This is a genomic window from Candidatus Methylomirabilota bacterium, from assembly GCA_036002485.1.
GTDB lineage: Bacteria > Methylomirabilota > Methylomirabilia > Rokubacteriales > CSP1-6 > AR37.
On the sequence record DASYTI010000024.1, the window covers coordinates 1 to 24320 of the forward strand.

At 67.6% G+C, this 24320-nt stretch carries 32 protein-coding genes; 16 read left to right on the forward strand and 16 right to left on the reverse strand.

Translation table 11 applies throughout. The features are described from left to right. Positions 1–121: 121 nt before the first annotated feature. Both VGT00_02570 and VGT00_02575 read right to left on the reverse strand, forming a co-directional pair. Entirely contained in the window at positions 122–1141 is a 1020-nt protein-coding gene (locus tag VGT00_02570; GenBank protein HEV8530281.1) for an NADP-dependent oxidoreductase, read from the reverse strand. Then, positions 1138–2268, reverse strand: a complete 1131-nt coding sequence (locus VGT00_02575; protein HEV8530282.1) for an HRDC domain-containing protein — start codon at positions 2266–2268, stop codon at positions 1138–1140. Before VGT00_02575 ends, VGT00_02570 begins: the two co-directional genes overlap by 4 nt. Before the next feature lie 55 nt (positions 2269–2323). On the opposite strand from VGT00_02575, the gene VGT00_02580 reads away from it, so the two are divergent. After that, positions 2324–3091: a 3-hydroxyacyl-CoA dehydrogenase gene (locus VGT00_02580; protein ID HEV8530283.1), complete on the forward strand. Its 768-nt coding sequence runs from the start codon at positions 2324–2326 to the stop codon at positions 3089–3091. A gap of 7 nt (positions 3092–3098) precedes the next feature. Then, entirely contained in the window at positions 3099–3602 is a 504-nt protein-coding gene (locus tag VGT00_02585; protein HEV8530284.1) for a hypothetical protein, read from the forward strand. On the opposite strand, the gene VGT00_02590 is transcribed toward VGT00_02585, so the two are convergent. Beyond that, positions 3599–4231, reverse strand: coding sequence for a pyridoxamine 5'-phosphate oxidase family protein (locus VGT00_02590; protein HEV8530285.1), 633 nt, complete (start codon positions 4229–4231; stop codon positions 3599–3601). The two genes, VGT00_02585 and VGT00_02590, sit on opposite strands and share 4 nt — an antisense overlap. Before the next feature lie 148 nt (positions 4232–4379). On the opposite strand from VGT00_02590, the gene VGT00_02595 reads away from it, so the two are divergent. Further along, positions 4380–5441, forward strand: a complete 1062-nt coding sequence (locus tag VGT00_02595; protein HEV8530286.1) for a cache domain-containing protein — start codon at positions 4380–4382, stop codon at positions 5439–5441. Between the two features lie 16 nt (positions 5442–5457). Further along, positions 5458–6072: a hypothetical protein gene (locus VGT00_02600; GenBank protein ID HEV8530287.1), complete on the forward strand. Its 615-nt coding sequence runs from the start codon at positions 5458–5460 to the stop codon at positions 6070–6072. A gap of 196 nt (positions 6073–6268) precedes the next feature. On the opposite strand, the gene ettA is transcribed toward VGT00_02600, so the two are convergent. After that, complete coding sequence (gene ettA, locus VGT00_02605) at positions 6269–7948, reverse strand: energy-dependent translational throttle protein EttA (GenBank protein HEV8530288.1); 1680 nt, start codon at positions 7946–7948, stop codon at positions 6269–6271. An 87-nt stretch (positions 7949–8035) separates the two neighbouring features. Between ettA and VGT00_02610 the strand changes: the two genes are divergently transcribed. From VGT00_02610 to VGT00_02630, 5 genes are read left to right on the forward strand one after another with little or no spacing between them, the layout of a single operon-like run. Beyond that, complete coding sequence (locus tag VGT00_02610) at positions 8036–8812, forward strand: ABC transporter ATP-binding protein (protein HEV8530289.1); 777 nt, start codon at positions 8036–8038, stop codon at positions 8810–8812. A 6-nt stretch (positions 8813–8818) separates the two neighbouring features. Next, positions 8819–9532, forward strand: a complete 714-nt coding sequence (locus VGT00_02615) for an ABC transporter ATP-binding protein (protein HEV8530290.1) — start codon at positions 8819–8821, stop codon at positions 9530–9532. Positions 9533–9538: 6 nt separating this feature from the next. Next, entirely contained in the window at positions 9539–10420 is an 882-nt protein-coding gene (locus VGT00_02620; GenBank protein HEV8530291.1) for a branched-chain amino acid ABC transporter permease, read from the forward strand. 3 nt (positions 10421–10423) lie between these two features. Next, a complete protein-coding gene (locus VGT00_02625) occupies positions 10424–11416 on the forward strand; it encodes a branched-chain amino acid ABC transporter permease (GenBank protein ID HEV8530292.1) in 993 nt (330 codons plus the stop codon). Positions 11417–11454: 38 nt separating this feature from the next. Continuing rightward, on the forward strand, positions 11455–12675 hold the full coding sequence (locus tag VGT00_02630) for an ABC transporter substrate-binding protein (protein HEV8530293.1): 1221 nt from the start codon (positions 11455–11457) through the stop codon (positions 12673–12675). A 64-nt stretch (positions 12676–12739) separates the two neighbouring features. Here the strand turns inward: VGT00_02630 and VGT00_02635 are convergent, their stop codons facing one another. The 5 genes from VGT00_02635 to VGT00_02655 all read right to left on the reverse strand — a co-directional run bounded on the left by VGT00_02635 (position 12740) and on the right by VGT00_02655 (position 15510). Next, complete coding sequence (locus VGT00_02635) at positions 12740–13141, reverse strand: hypothetical protein (GenBank protein ID HEV8530294.1); 402 nt, start codon at positions 13139–13141, stop codon at positions 12740–12742. A gap of 72 nt (positions 13142–13213) precedes the next feature. Next, positions 13214–13411, reverse strand: coding sequence for a hypothetical protein (locus VGT00_02640; GenBank protein ID HEV8530295.1), 198 nt, complete (start codon positions 13409–13411; stop codon positions 13214–13216). A 17-nt stretch (positions 13412–13428) separates the two neighbouring features. Then, positions 13429–13827, reverse strand: a complete 399-nt coding sequence (locus VGT00_02645) for a hypothetical protein (protein ID HEV8530296.1) — start codon at positions 13825–13827, stop codon at positions 13429–13431. Between the two features lie 187 nt (positions 13828–14014). Continuing rightward, entirely contained in the window at positions 14015–14974 is a 960-nt protein-coding gene (locus tag VGT00_02650; GenBank protein ID HEV8530297.1) for a methylated-DNA--[protein]-cysteine S-methyltransferase, read from the reverse strand. Then, complete coding sequence (locus tag VGT00_02655; protein HEV8530298.1) at positions 14971–15510, reverse strand: RNA polymerase sigma factor; 540 nt, start codon at positions 15508–15510, stop codon at positions 14971–14973. The genes VGT00_02650 and VGT00_02655 overlap by 4 nt, the downstream gene beginning before the upstream one ends. Positions 15511–15788: 278 nt before the next feature. On the opposite strand from VGT00_02655, the gene VGT00_02660 reads away from it, so the two are divergent. Next, positions 15789–16616, forward strand: coding sequence for an oxygenase MpaB family protein (locus VGT00_02660; GenBank protein ID HEV8530299.1), 828 nt, complete (start codon positions 15789–15791; stop codon positions 16614–16616). Between the two features lie 185 nt (positions 16617–16801). Here the strand turns inward: VGT00_02660 and VGT00_02665 are convergent, their stop codons facing one another. From VGT00_02665 to VGT00_02685, 5 genes are all read right to left on the reverse strand, one after another. Continuing rightward, positions 16802–17035: a helix-hairpin-helix domain-containing protein gene (locus VGT00_02665; GenBank protein ID HEV8530300.1), complete on the reverse strand. Its 234-nt coding sequence runs from the start codon at positions 17033–17035 to the stop codon at positions 16802–16804. Positions 17036–17138: 103 nt separating this feature from the next. Then, positions 17139–17423 carry a hypothetical protein gene (locus VGT00_02670; GenBank protein HEV8530301.1) on the reverse strand — a complete coding sequence of 95 codons (285 nt, stop codon included), beginning with the start codon at positions 17421–17423 and terminating at the stop codon, positions 17139–17141. A 365-nt stretch (positions 17424–17788) separates the two neighbouring features. Further along, positions 17789–17944 (reverse strand): hypothetical protein, encoded by a 156-nt coding sequence (locus VGT00_02675; protein HEV8530302.1) that lies wholly within the window; start codon positions 17942–17944, stop codon positions 17789–17791. Between the two features lie 50 nt (positions 17945–17994). Beyond that, positions 17995–18921 (reverse strand): class I fructose-bisphosphate aldolase, encoded by a 927-nt coding sequence (locus tag VGT00_02680; GenBank protein HEV8530303.1) that lies wholly within the window; start codon positions 18919–18921, stop codon positions 17995–17997. A gap of 23 nt (positions 18922–18944) precedes the next feature. Beyond that, positions 18945–19949, reverse strand: coding sequence for a class 1 fructose-bisphosphatase (locus VGT00_02685; protein ID HEV8530304.1), 1005 nt, complete (start codon positions 19947–19949; stop codon positions 18945–18947). 66 nt (positions 19950–20015) lie between these two features. On the opposite strand from VGT00_02685, the gene VGT00_02690 reads away from it, so the two are divergent. The 5 genes from VGT00_02690 (at position 20016) to VGT00_02710 (ending at position 22901) form a co-directional block, all read left to right on the forward strand. Beyond that, complete coding sequence (locus VGT00_02690) at positions 20016–20468, forward strand: hypothetical protein (protein HEV8530305.1); 453 nt, start codon at positions 20016–20018, stop codon at positions 20466–20468. A 7-nt stretch (positions 20469–20475) separates the two neighbouring features. Continuing rightward, the gene (locus tag VGT00_02695) at positions 20476–21714 is read left to right on the forward strand and encodes an MFS transporter (GenBank protein HEV8530306.1); all 1239 of its coding nucleotides are present in this window, start codon (positions 20476–20478) and stop codon (positions 21712–21714) included. A gap of 70 nt (positions 21715–21784) precedes the next feature. Beyond that, positions 21785–22165 (forward strand): hypothetical protein, encoded by a 381-nt coding sequence (locus VGT00_02700; protein HEV8530307.1) that lies wholly within the window; start codon positions 21785–21787, stop codon positions 22163–22165. After that, positions 22135–22524: an FxLYD domain-containing protein gene (locus tag VGT00_02705; protein ID HEV8530308.1), complete on the forward strand. Its 390-nt coding sequence runs from the start codon at positions 22135–22137 to the stop codon at positions 22522–22524. Before VGT00_02700 ends, VGT00_02705 begins: the two co-directional genes overlap by 31 nt. Beyond that, positions 22521–22901, forward strand: a complete 381-nt coding sequence (locus VGT00_02710) for a hypothetical protein (GenBank protein HEV8530309.1) — start codon at positions 22521–22523, stop codon at positions 22899–22901. Before VGT00_02705 ends, VGT00_02710 begins: the two co-directional genes overlap by 4 nt. A gap of 30 nt (positions 22902–22931) precedes the next feature. Here VGT00_02710 and VGT00_02715 read toward each other — a convergent pair whose 3' ends face one another. Then, positions 22932–23507, reverse strand: a complete 576-nt coding sequence (locus tag VGT00_02715; GenBank protein HEV8530310.1) for an HD domain-containing protein — start codon at positions 23505–23507, stop codon at positions 22932–22934. 51 nt (positions 23508–23558) lie between these two features. On the opposite strand from VGT00_02715, the gene VGT00_02720 reads away from it, so the two are divergent. Further along, positions 23559–23795 (forward strand): CDGSH iron-sulfur domain-containing protein, encoded by a 237-nt coding sequence (locus tag VGT00_02720; protein HEV8530311.1) that lies wholly within the window; start codon positions 23559–23561, stop codon positions 23793–23795. Here the strand turns inward: VGT00_02720 and VGT00_02725 are convergent. Beyond that, positions 23776–24141, reverse strand: coding sequence for a nuclear transport factor 2 family protein (locus VGT00_02725; GenBank protein HEV8530312.1), 366 nt, complete (start codon positions 24139–24141; stop codon positions 23776–23778). The genes VGT00_02720 and VGT00_02725 overlap by 20 nt on opposite strands. Between the last annotated feature and the right edge of the window lie 179 nt (positions 24142–24320).

Consider the following 24320-nt stretch of genomic DNA (forward strand, 5'->3'; position numbering starts at 1 on the left):
GCCCTGCTACGCAGGACGGCTCGCGCGGCGGAGGCGCCCTGCGCTTCGGGGCGCGCTACGGCTCGTCGGATTCGCTCCCGAGGGCATGCCGGTCACCGCACCCGCCCGTGTTCGTGGAAATCTACGGAGACTCGGGGGCGAGCTTCACGACCATCTTGCCGAGGTTGTCGCCGGAAAAGAGGCCGAGGAAGGCCCGCGGCGCGTTCTCGATGCCCTCGACCACCGTCTCCTCGCGCTTGAGGCGTCCGGACTCGAGCCATCCTCCCACCTCCGCGAGGAACTCCGGATAGAGATTCAGGTGGTCGGAGATGATGAAGCCTTGCATCAGGACGCGATTGCCGATCATGGAGAAGAGATAGCGCGGCCCGGGATCGGGCGGATCGAGGTTGTACTGCGAGATCATGCCGCAGAGGGGAATGCGGGCATGGGGATTCACGAGCCGCAGCACGGCATCCAGGAGAGGACCGCCCACGTTCTCGAAATAGATGTCGATGCCGGTGGGACAGGCCGGGCGGAGCGCCTCCAGGAGATCGCCCGCCTTCTTGTAGTTGATGGCGGCGTCCGCGCCCAGTTCCTTGGTCAGATAGGCGCACTTGGCGTCCGTCCCTGCCGTCCCCACCACGCGGCAGCCGAAGATCTTGCCCATCTGGACCACGAGGGATCCCGTGGCTCCCGCCGCCCCCGACACCACGAGCGTCTCGCCCGCCTTGGGCTTGCCGATCATCTTGAGCCCGTACCAGCCGGTGAAGCCCGGGATCCCGAGAACTCCGAGATATGCTGCGAGCGGCACCGATGGGTCGACGGGATTGAGTCCTTCGCCGCTCGACACGAAGTACTCGCGCCAGCCCAGCATGCTGCTGACCACGGCGCCTTCCTTGAGCGAGGGATGCCTGGACTGGACGATGCGGCCGATGGCGCGGCCCTCCATGGTCTTGCCCACCTCGAAGGAGGGAGCATAGGACTTCCGATCGCTCATGCGCCCACGCATGTACGGGTCGACGGACATCCACAGATTGCGCACGAGCACCTGGCCGGGCGCCGGCTCGGGGACGGGCGTGCTCTCGATCTTGAAGTCGCTCGGCTTGGGGAGGCCCTGCGGACGCGCCGCGAGCACGACGTGACGATTCGATCTGGTGGTCATCGCAGTCTCCTCAGGAGATCGGCGCCGAAAAGCTCGGCACGCCAGCGGCCAACGGCTTCCACGCGAGCGAGGGCCTCGATGTCCGTCGGCGGATCGGCCGACAGGCGATCGATCAACCGCTGCGGAAAGATGACGCCGGGATCGAGCCCGACCTGCTTGGAGGCCTCCACCCGCCAGAGGCGCAGGACCTCGCGCCGGCGCTGCACGGCGCCGGAAATGACGGGCCGGGGCCTGCTCTTTCGCACGGGCAGCTCCGATTCTGGCACGGCGAGCCCGCGTTCAACGGCGGCCAGGATGGCCTCCCCCGCCCGACGCACGACATTGCTCGTGCACCCGCGCACGGTCAGGATGGCCTCGCTGTCCCGCGGCCTGAGCGCGGCCAGCGCGACCAGCGACTCGTTGCCCAGGATCATGAAGGGCGGCCGGTCGAGCTTCACGGCCAGCGCCTCACGCGCCTGATGGAGCTCGCGCAGCACGGCGAGCCCGCGCCCGTCGAGGTCCTTGGCGCCCTTGAGCCCCATGTAGGCATCGGGGTCGACGGGGCTCGAAGGGGCGGGCATGGCCGCCACCGCCGCGCACTCCTCCTCGACCCAGCGGAGACGTCCCTTGGCACGCAGCTCATCGGCGAGGCGATCGCGCAGCGGGATCAGATGCAGTACGTCGTTGAGGGCATACGTCTCCTGCGCCGGCGAGAGCGGCCGCCGCGACCAGTCGTCCTTCTGCCGCGAGGGGCCTGGATCCACCCCGAGGAAATCGCGCAGGAGCCCTTCCAGGGACAGCGACGTCACGCCGAGGAAGCGCGCGGCGATCGCGGTGTCGAAGATTCCCGCGGACGTGAAGCCATACAGGCGCTTGAGGTAACCCAGGTCATTGTCGGCGGCGTGAAGCACCTTGAGGATGCCGGGATCGGCGAAGAACGGGCCGAGCGGCGAGAGGGTGGACAGGGCGAGCGGATCGATCAGGTGGCTCTGGCCGCGATCATCGGCCACCTGCACCAGGCAGAGCTTGGCCGGATAGTGGTGAAGGCCATCGGCTTCGGTGTCGCACGAGAGCGCCTTGGCTGAGCTCAACGAAGCCACGAGGGCGGCGAGCTCGTCGGGGGTCCGGATCCAGCGCGGCGGGGTCATGGGTCTCGGCTATACTATCGCGCAGGCGAACCCCCTGCCGAGGAGGATTCCATCGATGAAGATCGCGGGAAGCGTGGCGGTGATCACGGGTGGCGCCTCGGGACTGGGCCGCGCCACGGCTGAGCGAGTTCTCGGGAGCGGAGGCAAGGTCGCGCTCCTCGACTTGCCGAGGTCGCCGGGGGCGGAGGTCGCCAAGGGTTTGGGCGCGAGTGCGCTCTTCACGCCGTGCGATGTCACCAGCGCGGACGAGGTGACGGCCGCGCTCGCCGAGACCGCGGCGAAATTCGGCGCCATCCACGTGCTCGTCAACTGCGCGGGCATCGGGACGGCGGAGAAAGCCTACGGCAAGCGCGGGCCGGCGGATCTGGCCGCCTTCACCCGCACCATCCAGGTCAACCTGATCGGTACCTTCAATTGCATCCGGCTCGCCGCCGCGCACATGGCGAAGAACCAGCCCAACGAGGAGGGCGAGCGCGGCGTCATGATCAACACCGCCTCGGTCGCCGCCTTCGACGGTCAGATCGGCCAGGCCGCCTACTCCGCCTCCAAGGGCGGCATCGTCGGCATGACGCTGCCCATCGCGCGGGACCTCGCCGAGCTGGGGATCCGCGTCGTCACCATCGCCCCCGGCCTCTTCGACACGCCGCTCCTGGCCGGCCTGCCCGAGCCCGCGCGCATCTCGCTGGGCAAGCAAGTGCCGTTTCCGCCGCGTCTGGGCCGGCCGGCCGAGTACGGGGCGCTGGCCGCACACATCGTCGAGAACACCATGATCAACGGCGAGACCATCAGGCTCGACGGCGCCATCCGGATGCAGCCGCGCTGATCAGGGGTTGCATCCCACGGATATCTACCGGATCACCATCGGAGATGGCCGGTCCACCGAAGAGCTCGTGGAGGCCGGTGGCTACGGGTATGCGCATTCGTGCGTCAACTCGGAGAATTTTCCGTCGAGGCATCTGGGTGGACCACGACCGCGCGAGGTGGTTCTCCTCGAATTCGATCGCGACGTAACGTCCAGCGACGCCATGGCCGAGGCGGCCCGGCGGGGTCTCGAGCCACCCACCTACGAGGATGCGCTCTATTTCGGGATCGCCCATCCCGACGTCCAGGGTCAGAGGCCGGTGGTCTTCCTTCACGATCCCTGGCTGGGCTTCTTCGGTCGGCGCGACGTCCTCTGCCTCTGGGGCAATGCCGGCCGGCGCGAGCTCGGCCTCGAAGGGTTCGACGACTCCTGGGGCCGGAACTACCGCTTCGCGTTCATTGCCGCGCCCCCTCACCCTCCCCTCTCCCCCGATGGGGGAGAGGGATCCGGAGGAGACAGCGGGGCCAACTAGTAAAGCGTGTCGCGGACGCGCTTCGCCAGATCGCTGGCGTACTGATCAACCGAGGTCGCGCCGAGACGAGCGTTGGGCACCTGGTCCCAGAGCATCTGGGCGAAGGAGGGAAGCTTCTGAGGATCGGCCCAGGTCGACGTGTCCCACAGGCTCGAACGGAGGAAGGCCTTCGGACAGTGCAGGAAGGCCTCCTCGACCTCCACGCCGATCCCCACCTTGGGCAGCTTGCCGCGCATGGCGGCCCGCGAAAGGATCTCCTCGTCGCGGACGATCGACGCGCGGCCATTCACGCGAAGCGTGTCACCGCGGCCGGGCACGAGGAAGATCAATCCCACGTGCGGGTTTTCCAGGATATTGGTCAAGCCGTCGATGCGATTGTTGCCGGGACGGTCGGGCACGACGAGGTGAGTCTCATCCAGCACCAGCACGAAACCGGGCCCATCGCCCTTGGGCGACACGTCGCACTGCCCGGCCGAGTTCGAGGTGGCCAGGAGCAGGAAGGGCGAGGCGGCGATGAAGGCGCGCGAGTGCTCGTCGAGCGCGGCCTTGCACTTGAGGACGGCACGCTCGTTCGCCTCTCCGAAGAGAGCGCGCAACTCCTGCTTTGAACTCACCACGTCCTTGAACATGGCCCCACCTCCTGCAGGGAGGATAGCACGCGCGAGAGGGCGGCGGCCACCCCCCCGCTCGAGGGGACACTTTACGCGTTCTCATTTTCTTGGTGGGCGGCGAGGGCAGGCGCTATCCTGATCGAGTCCCGATCATCGAGGGGGATTCATGAGACTACGCCTGAGTTTCGGCATCTTCCCCAAGCTCCTCCTGACCATGCTCGTGGTGACGCTCACCCCGCTGGGCGCCATCTGGTACCTCGACTACCGCACGGAATCGGAGAACCTCTCGCGGCAGATCGAGCAGCGTCTGGGCGGCCAGGCCGACACCATCGTCGGCTATGTCGATGCCTGGGTCGAGATGCACCTGCGCATGCTGCGACAAAACGCCGCGCTCGAGGACATGTCCTCCATGGACGGCAAGCGCCAGAAGCCCCTCCTGCGCGCCATCACCGCCGAGTACAAGTGGATCTACCTCGGCTTCACCATCGCCCCCGACGGCAACAACGTCGGGCGCAATGACGAGGAGCCGCTGCGCTTCTATGGCGACCGGGGCTACTTCAAGCAGGCCATCGACGGGCGGCAGATGGGCCAGGAGGTCGTCATCAGCCGCACCACGGGGCAGGCCGCCGTCATCTTCTCCGTGCCGGTGTGGAGGGTGGAGCAGGTCGTGGGGGTGCTGGCCGTGGGGACGAGCATCGCGGATGTCACGAGCACCATCACCAATGTGAAGATCGGCCAGACGGGCTTCGTCTTTCTCGTGGACGATTCGGGCAAGGTCATCGCGCACCCCACGGTGCGCGACAGCCTGAAGAGCCATCCGGCCATCGTGGCCTTGGGGGGCGAGCCCCGGAAGCAGATCGTGTTCACCGATCCCGTCAGGGGCAAGCAGGCCATCGCCCTGGCGGAAAAGACCAAACACGGTTGGACCTTGGTGGCCCAGCAGGACTTCGACGAAGCCTACCGGCCCCTGCGGCAGGCCAATCGCAATGCCCTCATCCTCCTCGGCATCACCGTCGTCTTCGTGCTCCTCGTCTCCTACGCGCTGGCCGTCGCCTTCACGCGCCCCATCCGGCGGCTGACCCAGATCGCCGACGGGATCAGTCGTGGCAACCTGGGCGCGAGTATCGCTGAGGTCCAGCGCTCGGACGAGATCGGCAGCCTTGCGCGGGCCATCGAGCGGCTCCGCGCGAGCGTCAAGCTGGCCGTCGAGCGGCTCGGCACGCGGTAAACGGTAGGGGTGCTCCATGAGTCCAGAGCCCGCGCCCGTTCCCTACCGTCAGATCGTCGCTGAGCTGGCCGCCCTCTGCGGCGCGGGGCGGACGGGCACGCTGTTCATGGCCACCACGGACAATCAGTCGGCGCGGATCGGGCTCACGCAGGGCGAGATCACCTCACTCGTGTTCCGCAACCAGCGCGGGCTCGAGGCCCTCGATCATCTGCGCAAGATCGTGGCGGCCCGCATCAACTTCACCGATGCCGTGATGGACCGTGGCGTCCGGGGCGACCTGCCCGCCACCTCCGACCTTCTGAGCATCCTGGGCGCTGAGGAGCCGCCCGCGGTGGCGCCGACCCGTCCCGCGCCCCTTGCCGCGCCACCCACCGCCCCCGCTCAGCCCCCTTCCCCTTCCGCGGCGGATGCGCAGCTCGCAAGGGTACAGGCCGTGATCGAGATGGAGCTGACGGAGTATCTCGGGCCGATGGCCGTGGTGATCTGCCGCGAGCATGTCGCCCGCGCGGCCGCGACGGGCCCGCCGCACGACGTGCGTCAGATCGTCGAGGCGGTGGCCCGCGAGATCGGCGATCGCCCCAAGGAAGAGCGCTTCCGCCAGCTGGTCCTCGCCAGGCTGCGCGAGCGCTAAGCAGGCGGCTGAAAAAGGCCCATCTGCTTCGTTGGCGCCCTCGACCGCAGGCTCAACGTACAGAGAGTACGCCTCGCCTGCGGATCAACTCAGCTCTCGTCTCGCGACGGCCAGGGGCCGCCGCTCAACTCGAACGGCGGGTCGCCGCCTCGCATCTGGACCTTTTTGAGCCGCCTGCCAGGTTTATCGTCACTCGCTAGCCGCGGGTCAGCGGCTTGTAGCGCAGGCGGTGCGGCTGCTCGGCGGCGGCGCCCAGCCGCTTCTTCCGGTCGGCTTCGTAGTCCTGGTAGTTGCCCTCGAACCACTCGGCGTGGCTGTCACCCTCGAAGGCGAGCATGTGCGTGGCGATGCGGTCGAGGAACCAGCGGTCGTGGCTGATGACGACGGCGCAACCCGCGAAGGCCAGGAGCGCGTCCTCGAGGGCGCGGAGGGTGTCCACGTCGAGGTCGTTGGTCGGCTCGTCCAGCAAGAGCAGATTGCCGCCGGCCTGGAGCAGCTTGGCCATGTGCAGGCGGTTCCGCTCGCCGCCCGACAGATCGCCCACCTTCTTCTGCTGATCGCTGCCCTTGAAGTTGAAGGAGGCGACGTAGGCGCGCGAGGCCATCTGGCGGGTCCCCAGCGTGAGCTGCTCGGCGCCGCCCGAGATCTCCTCCCACACGTTCTTCCGGGGATCGAGCGTGTCGCGGCTCTGGTCCACGTGGGCCAGACGCACCGTCTCCCCGACGCGCAGCGAGCCCTTGTCCGGCTTCTCCTGACCCGTGATCATCCGGAAGAGCGTGGTCTTGCCCGCGCCGTTGGCGCCGATGATGCCGACGATGCCCCCGCGCGGGAGGCTGAAGGTCAGGTCGTCGATGAGGAGCCGATCGCCATAGCCCTTGGAGAGATGCTCGGCCTGCACGACCACGTCGCCCAGGCGCGGTCCCGGCGGAATGACGATCTCGGCCGCGCCGTCGCGCTCCTTGCCGCCCTCCGCGAGGAGCGTCTCGTAGGCCTGCAGGCGCGCCTTGGACTTGGCCTGGCGCGCCCGCGGCGACATGCGCACCCATTCGAGCTCGTGCTCGAGCGTCCGCTGACGCGCGGATTCCTGCTTCTCCTCTTGGGCCAGACGCTGCTTCTTCTGATCGAGCCAGGAGGAGTAGTTGCCCTCCCACGGGATCCCGGCGCCCCGGTCGAGCTCGAGGATCCAGCCGGCCACATTGTCGAGGAAATAGCGGTCGTGGGTGATGGCGACGACGGTGCCCGGGTAGTCCTTGAGGAAGCGCTCGAGCCAGGCCACGCTCTCGGCGTCAAGGTGATTGGTGGGCTCGTCGAGCAGCAGCATGTCGGGCCTGGAGAGGAGGAGTCGGCAGAGGGCCACGCGCCGGACCTCGCCGCCCGACAGGGTCGCCACCTCCGCTTCGCCGGGCGGGCAGCGGAGCGCGTCCATGGCGATCTCGACGGTGCGGTCGAGATCCCATCCCCCCACCGCCTCGATGGCGTCCTGCACGCGCGCCTGGTCCTCCAGCAGCTTTTCCATCTCCGCGGGATCCATAGGCTCGGCCAGACGGGCATTGATCTCGTCGAAGCGCGTGAGGAGCCCGCGTACCTCGGCCACGCCCTCCTCGACATTCCCTCGCACGTCCTTGTCCGGATCGAGCCGAGGCTCTTGAGGCAGGTGGCCGATGCGGACGCCGTCGGCCGGCTTGGCCTCCCCCAGAAAATCCTGGTCCACGCCGGCCATGATCCTGAGCAACGTGCTCTTGCCCGCGCCATTGGCGCCCAGCACGCCGATCTTGGCCCCCGGATAGAAGGAGAGCCAGATACCCTTCAAGATCTCCCGCTTGGGCGGGACGATCTTGCGGAGGTCTTTCATGATGAAGATGAACTGAGGGGCCATGGGGTCTGGATTATACCGGGCGGTCGCGGGATTTCATTGACAAACTACCCCGCCCTCCCTATAAACGAGCCCACCATCAGACTGGCAATGACGCCCGCGTCCACCTCGTCCATCCTCGCCGTCCAGGACCTTACGATGCGCTTCGGCGGAATCGTGGCGCTCGACGGCGTCTCCTTCGCCATGGATTCGGGCCAGATCGTGGGCTTGATCGGGCCCAACGGGGCCGGCAAGACCACGCTCTTCAACTGCCTGGGGAGGCTGTACACGCCTCAGCACGGCGATATTCTCTTCGAGGGCCGCTCGATCACGGCCGCCACCCCGCACGGGATCGCCGAGCTCGGCATCGGCCGGACCTTCCAGAACCTCGCGCTCTTCACGACCATGAGCGTGCTCGACAATGTGCTGGTGGGCGTCCACAGCCGCACGCGGAGCGATTTCGCGAGCAATGCTCTCAAGCTGCCGTGGGTGGGGCGGGAGGAGCGCGAGGCGCGGGAGATCGCCCGCGAGGTGATCGCCTTTCTCGACCTCGACGACGTGGCGGGGCACCCGGCGGCGGGGCTGTCCTTCGGCACCCTCAAGCGGGTGGAGCTCGCGCGCGCGCTGGCCGGCCGCCCCAAGCTTCTCCTCCTCGACGAGCCGGCGGGCGGGCTCAACCACGAGGAGGTGGCGACGCTCGCGGAGCTCCTGCGGACGATCCGCGATGCCCGCGGCATTACCGTCCTGCTCGTCGAGCACCACATGAGCCTGGTCATGCAGGTGTCGGACAATGTCGTCGTGCTCGACTTCGGCCGCAAGATTGCCGAGGGGCCGCCCACGCAAATCCAGCGTAACCCCGACGTGATCAAGGCGTACCTCGGAGAGTGAAGCCCCATGCCCACGCTGCTCGAAGCTGAGAACCTGGAGGCCTCCTACGGCTGGACCAAGGTCCTCCACGGGCTCCGCTTCACGGTGGAGTCCGGCGGTATCACGACCATACTAGGCGCCAACGGCGCGGGGAAAACGACCACGCTGCGCGCGGTGTGCGGCATGGTCAAGACGGCCGGGAGCGTGCGCTTCGAAGGCAAACGCATAGACGGCAAGGCGACCGAGGAGATCGTCCGGCTCGGGATCGCGCACACTCCCGAAGGGCGCGGCACTTTCATGAACCTCACCGTGCAGGAGAACCTGCGGCTGGGCGCCTATGTCCGGAAGGACCGAGCCGGCCTCGCCGCCGACTTCGACCGCGTCTATCAGTACTTCCCCGTCCTCGCCCAGCGCCAGGGCCAGCAGGCGGGCACGCTCTCGGGCGGCGAACAACAGATGCTCGCGGTGGCGCGCGGTCTCATGTCGCGCCCGCGCCTCTTGCTCCTGGACGAGCCGTCGCTCGGGCTCGCGCCGCTCGTGGTGAGAGAGATCTTCCGCATCGTGCGGACCATCAATCGGGAGGAAGGCGTGAGCGTGCTGCTCGTCGAGCAGAACGCCGCCCTCGCTCTCGATCTGGCGGACCACGCCTATCTCCTCGAGACCGGCCGCGTCGTCATGTCTGGTCCGTCGGCAGACCTGCGCCGGAACGAGTCCGTGCGCCGCTCCTATCTCGGCTACTGACCGTCCGTGGACATTCTTATTCAGCAAGTGGTGTCGGGACTGGCCACGGGTGGCATCTACGCGAGTCTGGCCCTGGCTCTGGTCATGATCTACCAGGCGACGGATGTGGTGAACTTCGCCCAGGGCGAGATGGCGATGTTCAGCACCTACCTCTGCTGGTCGCTGCTCCAGGCGGGGCTGCCCTACTGGGTCGCCTTCTTCGCGACCCTCGTCATCGCCTTCGTGGGCGGCGTGCTCATCGAGCGCATCGTGATCCGGCCCGTGGAGAACGCCCCCATCCTCACCATCGTGATCGTGTGTATCGGCCTCCTCGTCATCCTCAACAGCGTGGCGGGCTGGATCTACACCTATATCCAGAAGCCCTTCCCGAGCCCTTTCCCGGGCAAGCCCATCAAGTTCGGCAACATCGTCTTCGGCGCCCACGACCTGGGCGAGATCGGCCTCACCCTGGGCGTCCTGCTGCTGCTCTTCCTCTTCTTCCGCTACACCACGCTGGGGCTTGCCATGCGGGCGGCGGCGCAAAATCCGACGTCGAGCCGTCTCGTGGGCATCCGCGTCGGCTGGATGCTGGCACTTGGCTGGGGACTGGCCGCGACGTTCGGGGCGGTGGCGGGCATGATGATCGCCCCCATCGTCTTCCTCGATCCCTACATGATGTTCGGCATCCAGATCTACGCCTTCGCGGCGGCGACGGTGGGCGGGTTCACGAGCCCCCTGGGCGCGGTGGTGGGAGGGCTCCTCGTCGGGGTGACCGAGAACCTGGTCGGGACCTATGTGACCTTCATCGGGACGGAGCTCAAGCTGACGGTGGCGCTCGCCATGATCATCATCGTGCTGCTCGTGCGGCCGAGCGGCCTCTTCGGCCGCTCCTTCGTCAGGAGGGTCTAGCCGGTGGGGCGCGGCAGCGGCGCGGCGGTCAAGAACGCGGGCCTCGTGCTCATCCTGCTCCTGGCCGGTTTGCTCCCCTTCGCCCTCAGCGGGTTCCGCCTCTTCCAGTTCACCCAGGTCTACATCTATGCCATTGCCCTCCTCGGCCTCAACATCCTGACCGGCTACAACGGACAGATCTCCCTCGGCCACAGCGCCTTCTATGCGATCGGCGCCTATACCACGGCCATCATGATCGACAAGTGGAACATCGGCTATGGCTGGACCATCCCCGCCGCCGGCGTCCTCTGCCTCGTGGTCGGCTTCCTCTTCGGGCGGCCCGCCCTCCGGCTCGAGGGTCTCTACCTGGCCCTGGCCACCTTCGCGCTGGCCCTGGCCGCGCCACAGATCCTGAAATACTTCGAGCACTGGACGGGCGGCTCGCAGGGCATCGTGCTGTCCAAGCCCAAGGCGCCATTCCGGCTGCCCCTCAGCGAGGACCAGTGGCTCTACTTCTTGACTCTCGCCGTCCTAATCGTGCTCTTCGTCCTGGCGGCAAACCTGCTGCGAAGCCGCACGGGCCGGGCTATCGTGGCCATCAGGGACAACCACATCGCCGCCGAGGCCATGGGCATCAACAGCGCGCTCTACAAGTCGGTCGTCTTCGGCGTGAGCGCCGCCTATACCGGGGTGGCGGGGGCGCTCAGCGGCATCACCATCGCCTTCGTCGCCCCCGACTCCTTCAATGTCTTCCTGTCCATCACGCTCCTGACGGGCGTGGTCATCGGGGGTCTGGCCACCATCTCGGGCGCCATCTTCGGCGCCCTGTTCATCCAGTTCGTGCCAAACTGGGCCCAGGACATCTCCAAGGCGGCCCCGGGGGCCATCTTTGGCGTCTTCCTCATCGCCTTCATGTACGTGATGCCGCACGGGATAGCCGGCTTTCTCCGGCTGGCCTGGATCCGGATGACGAGGCCGGCGGTTACAGGAACGAAGGCGGAGGCGAAAATCCAGTGACACAAAAGGCCACAATCAACCTGAACGGGAGGACATTCATGGGTCTGACGAAGCGAGTCGTAGCGCTCCTTCTCGCGCTCGGCGTGGTGACCGCGGCCGGTGTCGGCGTGGCCGCCGCCCAGACGGTGGTGGGCGTCACCGCCACCGAGATCAAGATCGGCAATACCAACCCCTACAGCGGGCCCGCCTCCGCCTACGGCACCATCGGCAAGGCCCTCGGCGCCTACTTCAAGAAGGTCAATGATGAGGGCGGGATCAACGGCCGCAAGATTAACTACATCACCTACGACGACGCCTACAGCCCGCCCAAGACCGTGGAGATGATCCGGCGGCTCGTCGAGCAGGACCAGGTCGCCTTCGTCTTCCAGACGCTGGGAACGCCGACCAACAGCGCCATTCACAAGTACATGAACGAAAAGAAGGTGCCCCACCTCTTCGTGGCCACCGGCGCCACCAAGTGGAACGACCCCAAGACCTTCCCTTGGACCATGGGCTTCCAGCCCAACTATCAGACGGAGGGCAAGATCTACGCGGCCTATATCCTGAAGAACGTGCCCGACGCCAAGGTCGGCATCTTGTATCAGAATGACGACTACGGCAAGGATTACGTCAAGGGATTCAAGGATGGCCTGGGCGACGCCGCCAAGAAGCTCATCGTCCTCGAGCAGAGCCACGAGGTCACCGATCCGACCATCGATTCCCAGATCGTCAACCTGAAGAACAGCGGGGCCAATGTCTTCTTCAACGTCACCATCCCGAAGTTCGCCGTGCAGGCCATCAAGAAGTCCCACGACATCGGCTGGAAGCCGCTGCATTTCCTGAACAACGTGTCGAGCTCGCTGGGCACCGTGCTCAAGCCGGCCGGGCTTGATGCCTCCAAGGGCTTGATCACCGCGCTCTATATGAAGGAGATCACCGACCCGCAGTGGAAGAACGACAAGGGCTTCCTGGAATGGATCGCGTGGATGAAGAAGTACTACCCCGAGGGGGCGCTCGACGACCAGGCCAACGGGTACGCCTACAACGTCGCCATCCTGATGACGCAGACGCTCAAGCAATGCGGCAACGACCTGTCGCGGGAGAACATCATGCGCCAGGCGGCGAATCTCAAGAACGTGGAGCTGCCCCTGCTCCTGCCCGGTATCAAGGTCAATACGAGCGCGAGCGACTTCGCGCCCATCGAGCAGGAGCAGCTCGCCAAGTTCGACGGGGAGCGCTGGGCCGTCTTCGGCGAACTGGTAGACGCCAGCAAGAAGTAAGGGCGGCCTCGGAAACGACAACGGCCGGCGGGTCGACCCGCCGGCCGTCTTCCTTTTCCGAGCGCTACTGGCCGGAACTACTGGAGTCGCGGCTGGCCGGTCGGCCCGGGGGTGCTTCCTGGACGACGAGCTCCAGGGAGAACTGTGGCGTGACCGAGGCGGGCGCCGAGTACGGCAGCACATCGGTGCCTTCGTATCCACCGCTCGAGTTCTGCCAGCACATCTGCGGCACGCCGTCCATCGCTCCGCAGGGCAGTCCCATGGGCACCGGTCCGCGCTTCTTTTCAGCCTCGTAGGCGCCGGCAGTGACCAGCGTGCTCACCGCGCCCAGGAGAAGCTGCGCGCCGCTGATGATCAGGCTGAGCGTCATGGGATCGACCTGGGCACGGGCGGGGGCGGCCAGCGACAGAACCAGCGCCCCCGCTACCAGCAAGCTCACGAGCCGCGAAACCACCCTCACTCTCATGGTCGCCCTACTATACGCCCGGGGTTCGCCAAAGGAATAGTCAAAAGTGGGCGGGGTGGGCGCTCAGGTGACTCAGGCGGTTCGGGGAGTGACAAAACCCCGCCCACTCAGCCGCCGCCCTGCCCTGAGGAGGGCGACGGCCAGCGCCGAGCGCAGCCCGCGCGGGTGCCTCCGCAGCGACCCCAGCAGCCGACTCCGCGCCGCGTCCGCGCGGAGCTGATCCAGCTTGCTCTCCACGAATCGTTCCAGCACATAAGTATTCATGTCCATGGTGCAATCCTCCTGGCTCAGGCCGCGAGCGGGGTGCCGGCGGTGCCGCGCGGTGACGTGATCGTGCGTGCGGCGCGCGGCCCCACGCCCGCGGGGTCGGGCGAGAGAACGATCTCCAATGGCTCGGCGGCGTGCTCTTCCGAGAAGTGCTCGCCCGTCACCCGCAGGATGGCCGCAACGGCGGCGGGTCGGTCGAGGGGCACGGCCATGGAGACTTGCCACCCGCCGCCGATCCGCTGGCGCACCGTGGGAGCGGCGGCGGCGCCCAGCTCGCGGTGGATGGCATCGGTGAGCGCGATCTGCCGGAGCCACACGCGCTCGCGCCTCTCTTGTAGATGCTCGGCAAGGACGAGCAGCCCGCTTATCGCGAGAAACGGAGCCAGCAAAACTGTCAGAGCGGTAAACAGGGTCATCATGGTCGCCCTCCTTTTCCACTCCTGAGACACCGGAGGCGCGCGGGTGTGAAACGCGCGAGAAACTGTCTTTCGAGATGAGGGGCGGCCGAGCTGCCGCAGGCACGAGCGTGTGGCAGTTCGAGGTAAGCACCGACGGTGCGAGCCGAGTGCTGAGTAGATCGCGAGGGCTGAAAGGAGGCGAGAGAAGCTAGGAGGACAGCGGGTGGAGATCGGGCCGGCAGCTCGTGCAGGGCGTGAGGCCCACCGCTTCGGCGTGCCCGCGCGAGCCAAAGAGCGTGAGCCCGGCCAGAGACTGCCGAGACAGCGACCCACAAGTGGGCACGCAGTACTCCGAATCCGCCCCGGCCCGAACGTACATGTGGTCGCGCTCGATCTTGCGGGCGCGGACAGCCACCGGCACCCCCTCGAGCGAGAGCAAGGTCCGCTTGAGCGAGATCTTGTTGCCGGCATATCCGGTCAGATCGCCGCCATTGCCGATCACCCGATGGCACGGGATGACGATGGGCACGGGATTGCGCCGCAGCGCCTGGGCCACCGCCCGCACTGCCGAAGGCGTGCCGATGCGTTGGGCGATCCCGGCATAGGAGGTCACCGCGCCATACGGCAGCTCGGCCGTGGCCGTGAGCACGCGTCGCTGGAAATCGCTCCGGACCCAGCGGAGGTCGAGCGGCCAGTCGAGGCGGGTGCGTCGATGGTCCAGGTACTCGAGGAGCTCCTGGTACACCGCCTCCACACCGGCCTTGTCCTCTCGCATCTCACCCCCGGCCAGGCGGGCCAGGTGCGACGTGGCCGCGCTCTCCGACTCCAGATACTCGACGAGCGAGATCCCCAGCTCGGATCGGGCAATGAGAATCTTCCCGAGCGGCGAGGAGAAGATGCCGTAGGCGACCATACGCGCGCGGATATCGGCCAGGCGCGCCTCGAGCTCAGCGCGCGAGAGGGCCGGGTCAGCTCCCGGCAGAGGCGCGCGGCGAAGGTCTGTCACCATGCCCTCGAGCACTCGGTAACGCTCGAGCTCGTCGCGACAGTCGCGGCACACCGCGAGGTGCCGCTCGACCACGCGCGTGGCCACGGGCGCGGCCTCGCCGGCGGCCACCGCGACCAGATCGCGCTCGATCTCACGACAGGTCGGGTTCGCGGCACTCATGGCTGGGGCTCCGTGGGGACGACCGCGAGGTCATTCAGTCCGCGCCGGATCTTCCGGAGGGCTTGAAAGACGTGGGCGCGGGCGCTTTCCGCCGAGCAGTGGAGGCTCTCGGCGATGGCATCGTACTCGAGCTCGTGGACCTTTCGCAGGGTGAAGGCGAGGCGCTGCTTGAGGGGCAGCGCGGCCACGATCCGGTCGAGCTGGGCGCTGACCTGATTCACGATAGCCTCGCCCTCGGGCCAAGCGGGACCCCGCTCCGAGGCGCCCGCCGCGGCCACGGCCATGGCCTGCCGCCGCCGCTTCTCCGCGCGATAGTGGTTCCGACAGAGGTTGGTGGCGATGGTGAAAAGCCAGGCCCGCACGTTGGCATCCGCAGGCAGCGCTTGATAGGCCTTGTATGCTCGCACAAAGGTCTCCTGTGACAGGTCGTCGGCATCCCCGTTGCGCGAGGTGGCGCGGACGAGATACCGGTGTATCTCGGCGTGATGCGCCGCCACGACCGCCTCGAAGGGATCCCCCGTCATACTCTTGACCATGAGACACCGTAGCCCGCCAATTGTGAAATCGCGAGAGGCGAAATGGCCAGGTCGGCCCCCCGGTACTGGGTCAAGTTGCGAGCCAGACGAGGCCCGAGGGAGCCAGCGGCGCGAGGCGTACCTGTATGTACGTTGAGCGTCGCTGGCGACCGAGAACGTGGCATTTCGAGCTGAGCGGCCCGGCCGCGAGGTGAGAGCTGAGTTGATATGGCGAAGCAAATTGGCCCAGTACCCCCCCGCGGTAGCAAGACCCTGGCCCCTCCGGTACCGTTATGGCCATGGCCGCCCAGGACCCGCGCCCGACCACTCTCATGACCTGGCGGCTTCACCGCGAGGTCGTGCTGTTGGCCGGCTGGGGCCGAGCCATCCTGCTCCAGCTCGCCCATCCGCTGGTGGCCCAGGGAGTGGCCGACCACAGCGGCTTCGCCACGCAACCGCGAGGACACGTGAAGCGGCTCAAACGCACGCTTCGAGCCATGCTCGCTCTGACCTTTGGCACGCCCCAAGAGGCCGAGACGGCCGCGGCGGGGATCAACCGCATCCACGATCGAGTGCACGGCCGCCTCGCCGAGGCCGCCGGCGCCTTCGCGCCCGGCACTGCATACAGCGCTCACGATCCCGCGCTGCTCGCCTGGGTCCACGCGACCCTGATCGACAGCTTTCTCCTCACCTACGAGCGTTTCGTCGCGCCGTTGACGCCGGCCGAGCGTGATCGGTACTGCCTCGAAGCCCTCAGCGGCGGACCCCTCCTGGGTATCCCGCCGGGGGTCTTGCCGGGAAGCGCCGCCGAGCTCTCGTCGTACATGGAGCGAATGGCGGCCAGCGGCGAGATTGCCGTCACCAACACCGCCCGGGGACTCGCGCGCCACGTGCTCGCGCCGCGCGGGTCGTGGCCGCTGCGCCCGTTCCTGGCGCTGGCTCGGCTCCCCGCCGTGGGCTTGCTGCCGCCGGCGATTCGCCACGCCTACGGCTTCGGGTGGACGGCGGGCCAGGAACGGCGGCTGGCCATGCTGAGCGCCATCGTGCGCCACGCCTTGCCGATCGCCTCGCCCGTCCTGCGCCACTGGCCCGCGGCGCGCCACGCGGAGACTCGGACGGCGGGCTAGGCGCTTGTCCAAGTAATTCTCCTGCCTTCGCGAGCAGGAATGTTCCGCTTCGAGCGCCGGCTTCGCCGACGCGGTTCTCAGATTGCTCGCCTCGGACGGCGGGGCCCCAGCCCCACGACGTCCTGCCGCTCGCACTGCGTCGGGGGGAGGCTTCGGAAGGGGGCGGAGCCCCCCTCCGAGCTACCCTAGGCGCCCGGAGCTTCGGGCGCGGTCCCGTCGGCCGGAGAGAAGTCTGCCCGCTCCGAGAGCGTCCCGGCCAGGGACGGCCCACCGAGAATCGTGGCGAGCTGTCGCGCGTCCTGGATGGGGCCGTGCTCGGCGCGGAACTTCAAGATGGCCTCGGCCTCACGCGGTCCAACCCCGGGCAGTTCCAGCAGCTCGAGGGGGTTGGCGAGATTCACGCGTACCTTGTTCGACATGGAGGCACCTCCCTGGGCAGAGGAAATTCTGGGGTCAGTCTAGGCCAGTGGCCAGGAGAGTCAAGGGGCGGCTCCTGGGCAGGTTCGGCCAGTCAAAGAGATTCTAGGAAGTGGTAATCTTGGGCCCGAATCGGATGAAGGTACACCCCATGGAGTGCCGGATATCCCGCGACTGGCGCCGATCGCCCCGACGTCGGTCGACGGCCACGGAGCGCAACGCTCGGCGCTGCTCTCGCGTGCGCCGCTCCGCGATGACCTTGACGCCGGAGACGGCAGCCATGCTCCGGGACAGATGATCGTAGAGGCCTTTGTCCTCATTCGCGACGACGATCAGGAGCTGGACGCCGGGGAAGGAGACGGACGGAAGCTGGGCGAGAAGCTGGGCCATATGATCCGGGCACAGGCCATGCGTCTCGCTCGGGTCGTCGAAGGGCTCTCGCTCTCCGAGGTCACCGGGTCGGCCTTGAGCTTTACACCACGCGCAGATCGCCCTCATTGTGGCCGCTTGCCTCACCGTTCGGCTTCGCCGGAATCCAGGGGCCTCAGCCAAACAGCCTGGGTCAGCCCTTCCAGGGCGAAGATTCTGGGTCTATGTCCGTCGCTTTCGCGCAGCGGCTAGGGGTGTGAGCAAGAAGAATTCCAGCCCGCAAACCGCGGGGCAAACCCCGGGAAACAGGACGATCAGGACGATTCTTCCTTGGGGAGACTCTCGAGTTGTAAAGAAAACCTACAGAAGGGGCGCGGGGCGGGGGCTCAGAACAGCGCGATGGGATTGACGGGAGAGCCCGTGACGTTCTTGAGCCGGAGCGGGGCGAGGGTGAGCAGGAACTCCCAGCGCTTGCGCGTGGTGCGGAGCTCGTCGTCCTTACCCCAGCGACCCCAGTTGGGACAGGGTGCGCATGTACTCACGCACCTGGGCCTCGGTCACAACGGGTGCTACCGGCGCGATGGCCGCGCGGCTATTTCAGCTCGCCGGAGTATATCTTCATCACCGTGGAGAGAAACTCGAGCGCGCGCGGCTTGGCCCGCTGGAAGGAGTTCCGTCCGATGATGGAGCCGAAGCCGCCGCCATCGCGGATGGCCCGGCACTCCTCGTAGATCGCCTCGTCGTTCTCCTTGGTGGCGCCGCCCGAGAAGATGACCACCCGCCGCCCGTCGAAGGCAGACTGGACGACGTGACGCACGCGCTCGGACAGCGTGGAGATCGCCACCCCGGTCTTCTCGTAGACCTTCTTGGCCTCGGGCTGCTCGATGTGCTGGGTGGGGGGCTTGACCTTGATGACATGGGCGCCCAGCTGAGCGGCGATCTGCGCGGCATAGGCGACCACGTCGATGGCCGTCTCGCCTTCCTTGCTGATATCGGAGCCCCGTGGATAGGACCAGACCACGGCCACCAGGCCATGGGCCTTGGCCTCTGCGATCATCTCGCGGCACTGCTGGTACATGATCTGCGCATGGGACGAGCCTGGGTAAATGGTGAAGCCGACGGCCACGCAGCCGAGCCGGAGCGCGTCCTTGACGGATCCCGTCACCGCCGAGAGCGGATCTTTCTCGTCGTGGAGGAGATCGTGGTTGTTGATCTTGAGAATGAGGGGGATCTCGCCCGCGAACTCCGCCGCGCCCGCCTCGATGAACCCGAGGGGCGCCGCATAGGCATTGCAGCCCGCCGCGATGGCGAGCTGGAAGTGGTACGTGGGGTCATAGCCGGGCGGATTGACGGCGAAGCTCCGGGCCGGCCCATGCTCGAAGCCCTGGTCGACGGGGAGGATGACGAGCCGGCCGGTGCCGGCCAGGCTCCCATGATTGAGCAGGCGGGCCAGGTTGGTGCGAGTGCCGGGACTGTCGCTGGCATACCAGGAGAGGATTTCGCGAACGCGGGCTTCCATAGCCGTGCCGTCCTTTCTCTCTGTTACCGGCGGTAGAATTCTTCGGCGAGCGCGACATCGTCGGGGCTCCCCACGATGATGGCCGCGCGCTGGTGATAGTCAGTGGCCTTGAGCTCGAGCACGCGCTCGGTGCCCGTGCTCGCGCGCCCCCCCGCTTGCTCGACAACCATGCCCATGGGCGCGACCTCGTAGAGGAGGCGAAGCTTGCCCTTGGGCTTGGTGGGATCGCTCATATCCGCAGGGTACATGAAGAGCCCACCGTCCAGCAGCGTCCGGTGCACGTCGGCGACCATGGCCCCCGAATAGCGCAGCGAATAGGGCCGCCCCGTGGCCTTGTCCGGGGTGCGGAGATACTCGACGAAGCCGCGCTGGCCCGGATGCCAGGTCGAGATGTTGCCCTCGTTGATCCCGTAGACCTTGCCCTTCTTGGGAATCCGGATATCCGGGTGGGTCAGGAAGAATGTGCCGCTCTCGCGATCCATGGTGAAGCCGTGCGTGCCCTGGCCCGCGGTGTAGACGAGCGCGGTGGCGGGCCCGTACATGACATAGCCGGCGGCCAGCTGGTCCGTCCCCGGCGTGAGCGCGGCGGGGCCGGCCGGATCCCAGCCGAGACTCGGCTTGACCGAGAAGATCGTCCCCACGGTGCCGTTGACATCCAGGTTGGAGGAGCCGTCGACAGGGTCACAGGCGACGACCACGCCCCGCGGGCCCTTGCCTTCGGGAATCTCGATGGGCTCGGGCGCCTCTTCGGAGACGAGGGCCGCGCACACGCCGCACTTGCGGAGCGTATCCAGCATGACGTCGTGGCCCCAGACATCGAGCTTCTTGACCTGATCGCCCGTGACATTGGTGCCGCCCGCCGCGCCCAGCCGGCCACGGAGGGCCGCGTGCGCGAGCTCATGGGCAATGGTGGAAGCGACGGCGGCGATGCAGGTGATGATGAGGGCGGTGCCGCGCGCCTGATCGGAGCCCAGCAAAATCTGCTGGCTGCCGAGATGCTCCTCGAGGCTCTGGCGCGTGGCGTTCATTTTTGGATGCTAAGCGATGCCCGCGTTTCAGTCAACCGCCCCTGGGATGGTATTCTTTGCGTCGTCATGATGATCTGGCGCGCCTTGCGCATCCGTTCACGACGGCGAGCGCTCCGCCTCTTGGCCGGCCTCACGGCGATGCTGCTCCTGGCATCATCCTGCTCGCAGGTGCCGCGCTATCAGGTGCTGCCCGGCCAGGGGCAAAGCAGCGAAACGCTCGACCGCGACCGCTACGAGTGCGCGCTCCAGGCGCAGAAGCAGACGAATTTTGATCCAGCCCGCGCGATGACCGCCGGTGCCCTGACCGGCCTGGTCGTGGGCGGCGCCCTCGGCGCGGGCCTGGGCGCGGCGGCCGGGATCAGCGGGGGCGTGGTCGGCACGGGCGCATCCTTCGGCGCCATCGCGGGCGGCACGACGGGCGCCATGCTGGGCGGCTCCTTCCTCCACGAGAAGGGTCTCAACGACACCCAGCGTGCCTTCTACGGCTGCCTGGCCGGCCGCGGCTACACCATCAAGTAAGGCGGCATTGGAGACGCCGCGCGGGTCTAGCCCCGCCCCCGGCCGCTGGCCGGCCCTCGCTCTCCTCTCCGCCGCCGAGCTGGGCGCGCTCTCGCTCTGGTTCAGCGCCTCGGCCGTCCTCCCCGCGCTCTCTCGTGAGTGGGCGCTCGGCGACGGGGGACGCGCGGGGCTCACCATCGCCGTCCAGGCCGGCTTTATCCTGGGCACGCTCGGCTCGGCGCTCGCCAATCTTCCCGACATCGTCTCGCCGCGCGCCCTCATGGGCTGGAGCGCGCTCGCCGGCGCGGCGCTCAATGGCGCGCTCGCCCTGTGGGTGGACAGCCTGGCCCCTGCCCTCGTGCTTCGCTTCGCCACGGGCCTCTGCATGGCCGGCGCCTATCCGCCCGCGATGAAGATCGTGGCCACGTGGTTCCGCGAGGCGCGCGGTCTGGCCATCGGCATCCTGGTGGGCGCCCTCACCGTGGGCTCGGCCGCGCCGCATCTGATTCGCGGCGTCACCGAGCTGCCGTGGCGCGGCACGCTCCTGGCCGCCTCGGTGATGGCCCTGGCCAGCGCGCTCGTGGTCTGGCGCTTCGTGCGCGAAGGCCCCGACCGCTTTCCCGCCGCGCGCTTCGATTTCCGCATGGCCGGCGCCGTCTTCCGCGAGCGCGGACCGCGGCTGGCCTGCTTCGGCTATTTCGGCCACATGTGGGAACTCTATGCCATGTGGACCTGGCTCGGCCTCTTTCTCGCCGCCAGCCTCGAGGCGCGCGGCGGCGGCAGCTACCTCGGCCTGTCGTCGCCCGCGGCCACCTTCGCCGCGATGGGAGCGGGCGGAGCTCTGGGCGCCTATGCGGGCGGCGCGCTCGCCGATCGCTGGGGGCGCACCACGCTGACCATGGCGGCCATGGCCCTCTCGGGACTCTGCGCTACCGTGATCGGACTCTCCTTCGGAGGCCCGCCCGCGCTCACCTTCGGGCTGGCCATGCTCTGGGGCGTCTCCGTCATCGCGGACTCGGCGCAGTTCTCGACCGCCGTCACGGAGCTCTCGCCCCCCGCCTATGTCGGCACCGCGCTCACGGCGCAGACGTGCGTCGGCTTCGCGCTGACCATGATCTCGATCTGGCTCATCCCGCCCGTGGTCGGGGCGGTGGGCTGGCGCTGGGCCTTTGTCTCCCTGGCCATAGGTCCAGCTCTGGGCGTGCTGGCCATGGCGCGGCTTCGCGCGCTGCCCGAGGCGCTCCGGCTGGCCGGCGGCCGGCGGTAGTTCCTTCCCGGGGAACCCTTTGGCCTCCTCCCTGCTTCTTAAGAGCGTGGACATGCATGTCGCGAGGACAATGATCGCGGGGAGCGTCTTGGCGCTGGCCTTGGCGGGAGGAGCCGCCGACGCCAACGCCCTCCCCGCCGCGAGCGTGAACGGGGCCGCTTCCGACTCAGTCCTGAGCCTGGACTGGCAGCCCGGTCAGACTCGCTCGGGCAAGCCGCTCATCACCGGGTATGTCCACACACACCAGGGCATGTCGGGCTACTGCAATATCCGCCTCTCCATCCAAACGCTCGACGCCCAGGGCAATGTCATCGCGAGCTACACCGGCTTTGTCCCCGGCTATGTGGGTGGCGATGACCACGTCTACTTCGAGGTGCCCATCAAGGTGGCGGGGCCCGCCTATCGGGTCTCGGCTGACTCGTGGCTCAAGTGCGGCGGCGGCGGATCATAGGGATTCGTGGCCACGCCGCCCTCGCCGCGGCCGTCTTCATGGTCTTGCTCGCCGCGGTCGCCCACGCCCAGATGGACGCCGGGCGCTTCCGCGTCGAGCTTCGAGTAGGTCAGTCGAAGAAGGGCGTTCCCGTTGTCTGGGGCTATCTCAACAACGACGGCAAAGGCGGCGTGGCCAATCCACGCTTGCTCGTCGAGACGCTCGATGCCCAGGGGCAGGTCATCGGCCAGGCTCAGGGCCAGGCGCTCGGCAACATGCTCGCCCGCGACCGGCTCTACTTCGAGGTGCCGATCCAGACGACCGGCGCGAGCTATCGTGTGCGCGTGCTGTCGTGGGATTCGTTCAGCACCGGGCAATGAAGGCCTGGCACCTCGGGGCGGCCATGGCGGTCGCGCTCCTGCTCATGGCCGGCGCGGGCAGGGTCGAGGCGCAGTTTGGCGCGACCCAGCCTCAGTTCCGCGTGGAATGGCAGGAAGGCAAGAGCAAGAAGGGCGCCCCCATCCTCGATGGCTATGTCTTCAATACCCGGCCCACGGGCGCCATCGACGTCCGCCTGCTCGTCGAGATCCTCGATGCCCAGGGCCAGGTCATCGGCCGGACCTACGGGGTGGTGCAGGGCTCCGTGAACGCCTTCGACCGCGTCTACTTCTACGTTCCTCTGCCCATGACCGGCGCCAGCTACCGCGTTTCCGTGTATTCCTTCGAGCTCAGGGGCGGCGGCGGCGCCGGAATGTAGCGGTTCTCTTCCTCGGGGCGCGCGCCCGGGTCAGTGAGGCGCGGCGAAGTACTTCTTCAGGAGCGGCTCCCACGCCGAGAGCGGCCGCGTGGGCCGGCCCGCGACCTTGGCCTCGTCGTCCCAGCGGCGGAGGCGCAGCGCGTCCGGCCACCACGGATGCGTGGCGACGTTCACGGCCTCGTCGGGCGTCATGATGCCTCCCTGGAGAGCCAGCGTGTGCTTCGAGCCCTTGGAGAGCGTGGCGTAGTAGCCAGGGTCGGCGGCGCAAAGATAGCGCTTGGCGTCGGCATGCGCCCGCACGAGAAAGGCCACGCGCTCGGGAACATACGGAGCGATCAGATCGCCGCCCGCCTCGTGGTGGCCGCGCACCTTCCCCGGGCGTGGCCCGCCCTCCACGAGCGTATCGCTGATCTCCTCCTGGGCCACCGCGTAGCGCCCCACGTCGTGGACCAGGCAGGCCAGGATCATCTGCTCGTCGCCGCCGGCCCCCGCGGCCAGCTCCGCGCACTGCAGCGCGTGCGCGAGCTCGGTCACCCGCTCCTTGCCATACTGTCGCGGCGCGGACCTGGTCATCGCCTCGATCAGCCGGTCGGCCATGGTGCTCATCGCGTGGAGTATACTCGGGCTCGGCGGTTCACATTTCTCTCAGGAAAAGGCATGTCGATCACGGTCAAGCCGATTCCGGACGGCCCCCTCATGGTGAAGGGCGAGTGCGAGGTCCTGGATGCCCAGGGCAATTCCCTCCCGGCCAAGACCGGCGACACTTTCCTCTGCCGCTGCGGTGCCTCGGGCAACAAGCCCTTCTGCGACGGCGGCCACAAGAGGATCGGCTTCAAGAGCGAGCGGGAAGGCGCCCCCTCCGGCGTGACCCGGCTCACGCGCTGCGATTCTTGAAGAACGAGTTCTTGAGAGCGATCTTGCCCTTGTCGAAGGTGAAGATATCGCAGCCGTTGACCTCGACCTTCTTGCCATCGGCCGTGGTGCCCGTGAAGAGCCACTCCGAGAGGCCGCGATGGCCGGCCACGAAGTGGCGCGCGTTGCCGAAATTCGCGTCGGGGAACATCTTGAACACCCGGGCGAACGCCTCGCGGACATTGTCGCGTCCCGCGTAGCGGGTGCCGCAGGCTTCCTTGCCTGCGGTGGTCTCGAAGACGCAGTCTTCGGACATGAAGGTCATGATGAAGTCGACGTCGTGACGGTTCCAGCCGTCGAAGAACGCTTCCAGGTCCTTGGTCACCATCGTCTCGTCTCCTCGCGATGTGATCGGACATGTCCCGCTCGATGCGCCTGACCATCGTCCCGAAGCGACAGTGAGTCAAGCGGTATTCTGGGTGGCCCCTTGTATGGGGCCGCGGGGACGGGATCGACCAGTTGTATAGCGCCCGCGCGCAAGAGGCAACGGTATGCCACGCGAGCGGG

Coding starts and splice junctions, on each gene's coding strand:
- VGT00_02570 (HEV8530281.1), bottom strand. CDS start 1,141: ATGACCACCAGATCGAATCGTCACGTCGTGCTCGCGGCGCGTCCGCAG.
- VGT00_02575 (HEV8530282.1), bottom strand. CDS start 2,268: ATGACCCCGCCGCGCTGGATCCGGACCCCCGACGAGCTCGCCGCCCTC.
- VGT00_02580 (HEV8530283.1), top strand. CDS start 2,324: ATGAAGATCGCGGGAAGCGTGGCGGTGATCACGGGTGGCGCCTCGGGA.
- VGT00_02590 (HEV8530285.1), bottom strand. CDS start 4,231: ATGTTCAAGGACGTGGTGAGTTCAAAGCAGGAGTTGCGCGCTCTCTTC.
- VGT00_02595 (HEV8530286.1), top strand. CDS start 4,380: ATGAGACTACGCCTGAGTTTCGGCATCTTCCCCAAGCTCCTCCTGACC.
- VGT00_02600 (HEV8530287.1), top strand. CDS start 5,458: ATGAGTCCAGAGCCCGCGCCCGTTCCCTACCGTCAGATCGTCGCTGAG.
- ettA (HEV8530288.1), bottom strand. CDS start 7,948: ATGGCCCCTCAGTTCATCTTCATCATGAAAGACCTCCGCAAGATCGTC.
- VGT00_02610 (HEV8530289.1), top strand. CDS start 8,036: ATGACGCCCGCGTCCACCTCGTCCATCCTCGCCGTCCAGGACCTTACG.
- VGT00_02615 (HEV8530290.1), top strand. CDS start 8,819: ATGCCCACGCTGCTCGAAGCTGAGAACCTGGAGGCCTCCTACGGCTGG.
- VGT00_02630 (HEV8530293.1), top strand. CDS start 11,455: ATGGGTCTGACGAAGCGAGTCGTAGCGCTCCTTCTCGCGCTCGGCGTG.
- VGT00_02635 (HEV8530294.1), bottom strand. CDS start 13,141: ATGAGAGTGAGGGTGGTTTCGCGGCTCGTGAGCTTGCTGGTAGCGGGG.
- VGT00_02640 (HEV8530295.1), bottom strand. CDS start 13,411: ATGGACATGAATACTTATGTGCTGGAACGATTCGTGGAGAGCAAGCTG.
- VGT00_02645 (HEV8530296.1), bottom strand. CDS start 13,827: ATGATGACCCTGTTTACCGCTCTGACAGTTTTGCTGGCTCCGTTTCTC.
- VGT00_02650 (HEV8530297.1), bottom strand. CDS start 14,974: ATGAGTGCCGCGAACCCGACCTGTCGTGAGATCGAGCGCGATCTGGTC.
- VGT00_02655 (HEV8530298.1), bottom strand. CDS start 15,510: ATGGTCAAGAGTATGACGGGGGATCCCTTCGAGGCGGTCGTGGCGGCG.
- VGT00_02660 (HEV8530299.1), top strand. CDS start 15,789: ATGGCCGCCCAGGACCCGCGCCCGACCACTCTCATGACCTGGCGGCTT.
- VGT00_02665 (HEV8530300.1), bottom strand. CDS start 17,035: ATGTCGAACAAGGTACGCGTGAATCTCGCCAACCCCCTCGAGCTGCTG.
- VGT00_02670 (HEV8530301.1), bottom strand. CDS start 17,423: ATGGCCCAGCTTCTCGCCCAGCTTCCGTCCGTCTCCTTCCCCGGCGTC.
- VGT00_02680 (HEV8530303.1), bottom strand. CDS start 18,921: ATGGAAGCCCGCGTTCGCGAAATCCTCTCCTGGTATGCCAGCGACAGT.
- VGT00_02685 (HEV8530304.1), bottom strand. CDS start 19,949: ATGAACGCCACGCGCCAGAGCCTCGAGGAGCATCTCGGCAGCCAGCAG.
- VGT00_02690 (HEV8530305.1), top strand. CDS start 20,016: ATGATGATCTGGCGCGCCTTGCGCATCCGTTCACGACGGCGAGCGCTC.
- VGT00_02700 (HEV8530307.1), top strand. CDS start 21,785: ATGATCGCGGGGAGCGTCTTGGCGCTGGCCTTGGCGGGAGGAGCCGCC.
- VGT00_02710 (HEV8530309.1), top strand. CDS start 22,521: ATGAAGGCCTGGCACCTCGGGGCGGCCATGGCGGTCGCGCTCCTGCTC.
- VGT00_02715 (HEV8530310.1), bottom strand. CDS start 23,507: ATGAGCACCATGGCCGACCGGCTGATCGAGGCGATGACCAGGTCCGCG.
- VGT00_02720 (HEV8530311.1), top strand. CDS start 23,559: ATGTCGATCACGGTCAAGCCGATTCCGGACGGCCCCCTCATGGTGAAG.
- VGT00_02725 (HEV8530312.1), bottom strand. CDS start 24,141: ATGGTGACCAAGGACCTGGAAGCGTTCTTCGACGGCTGGAACCGTCAC.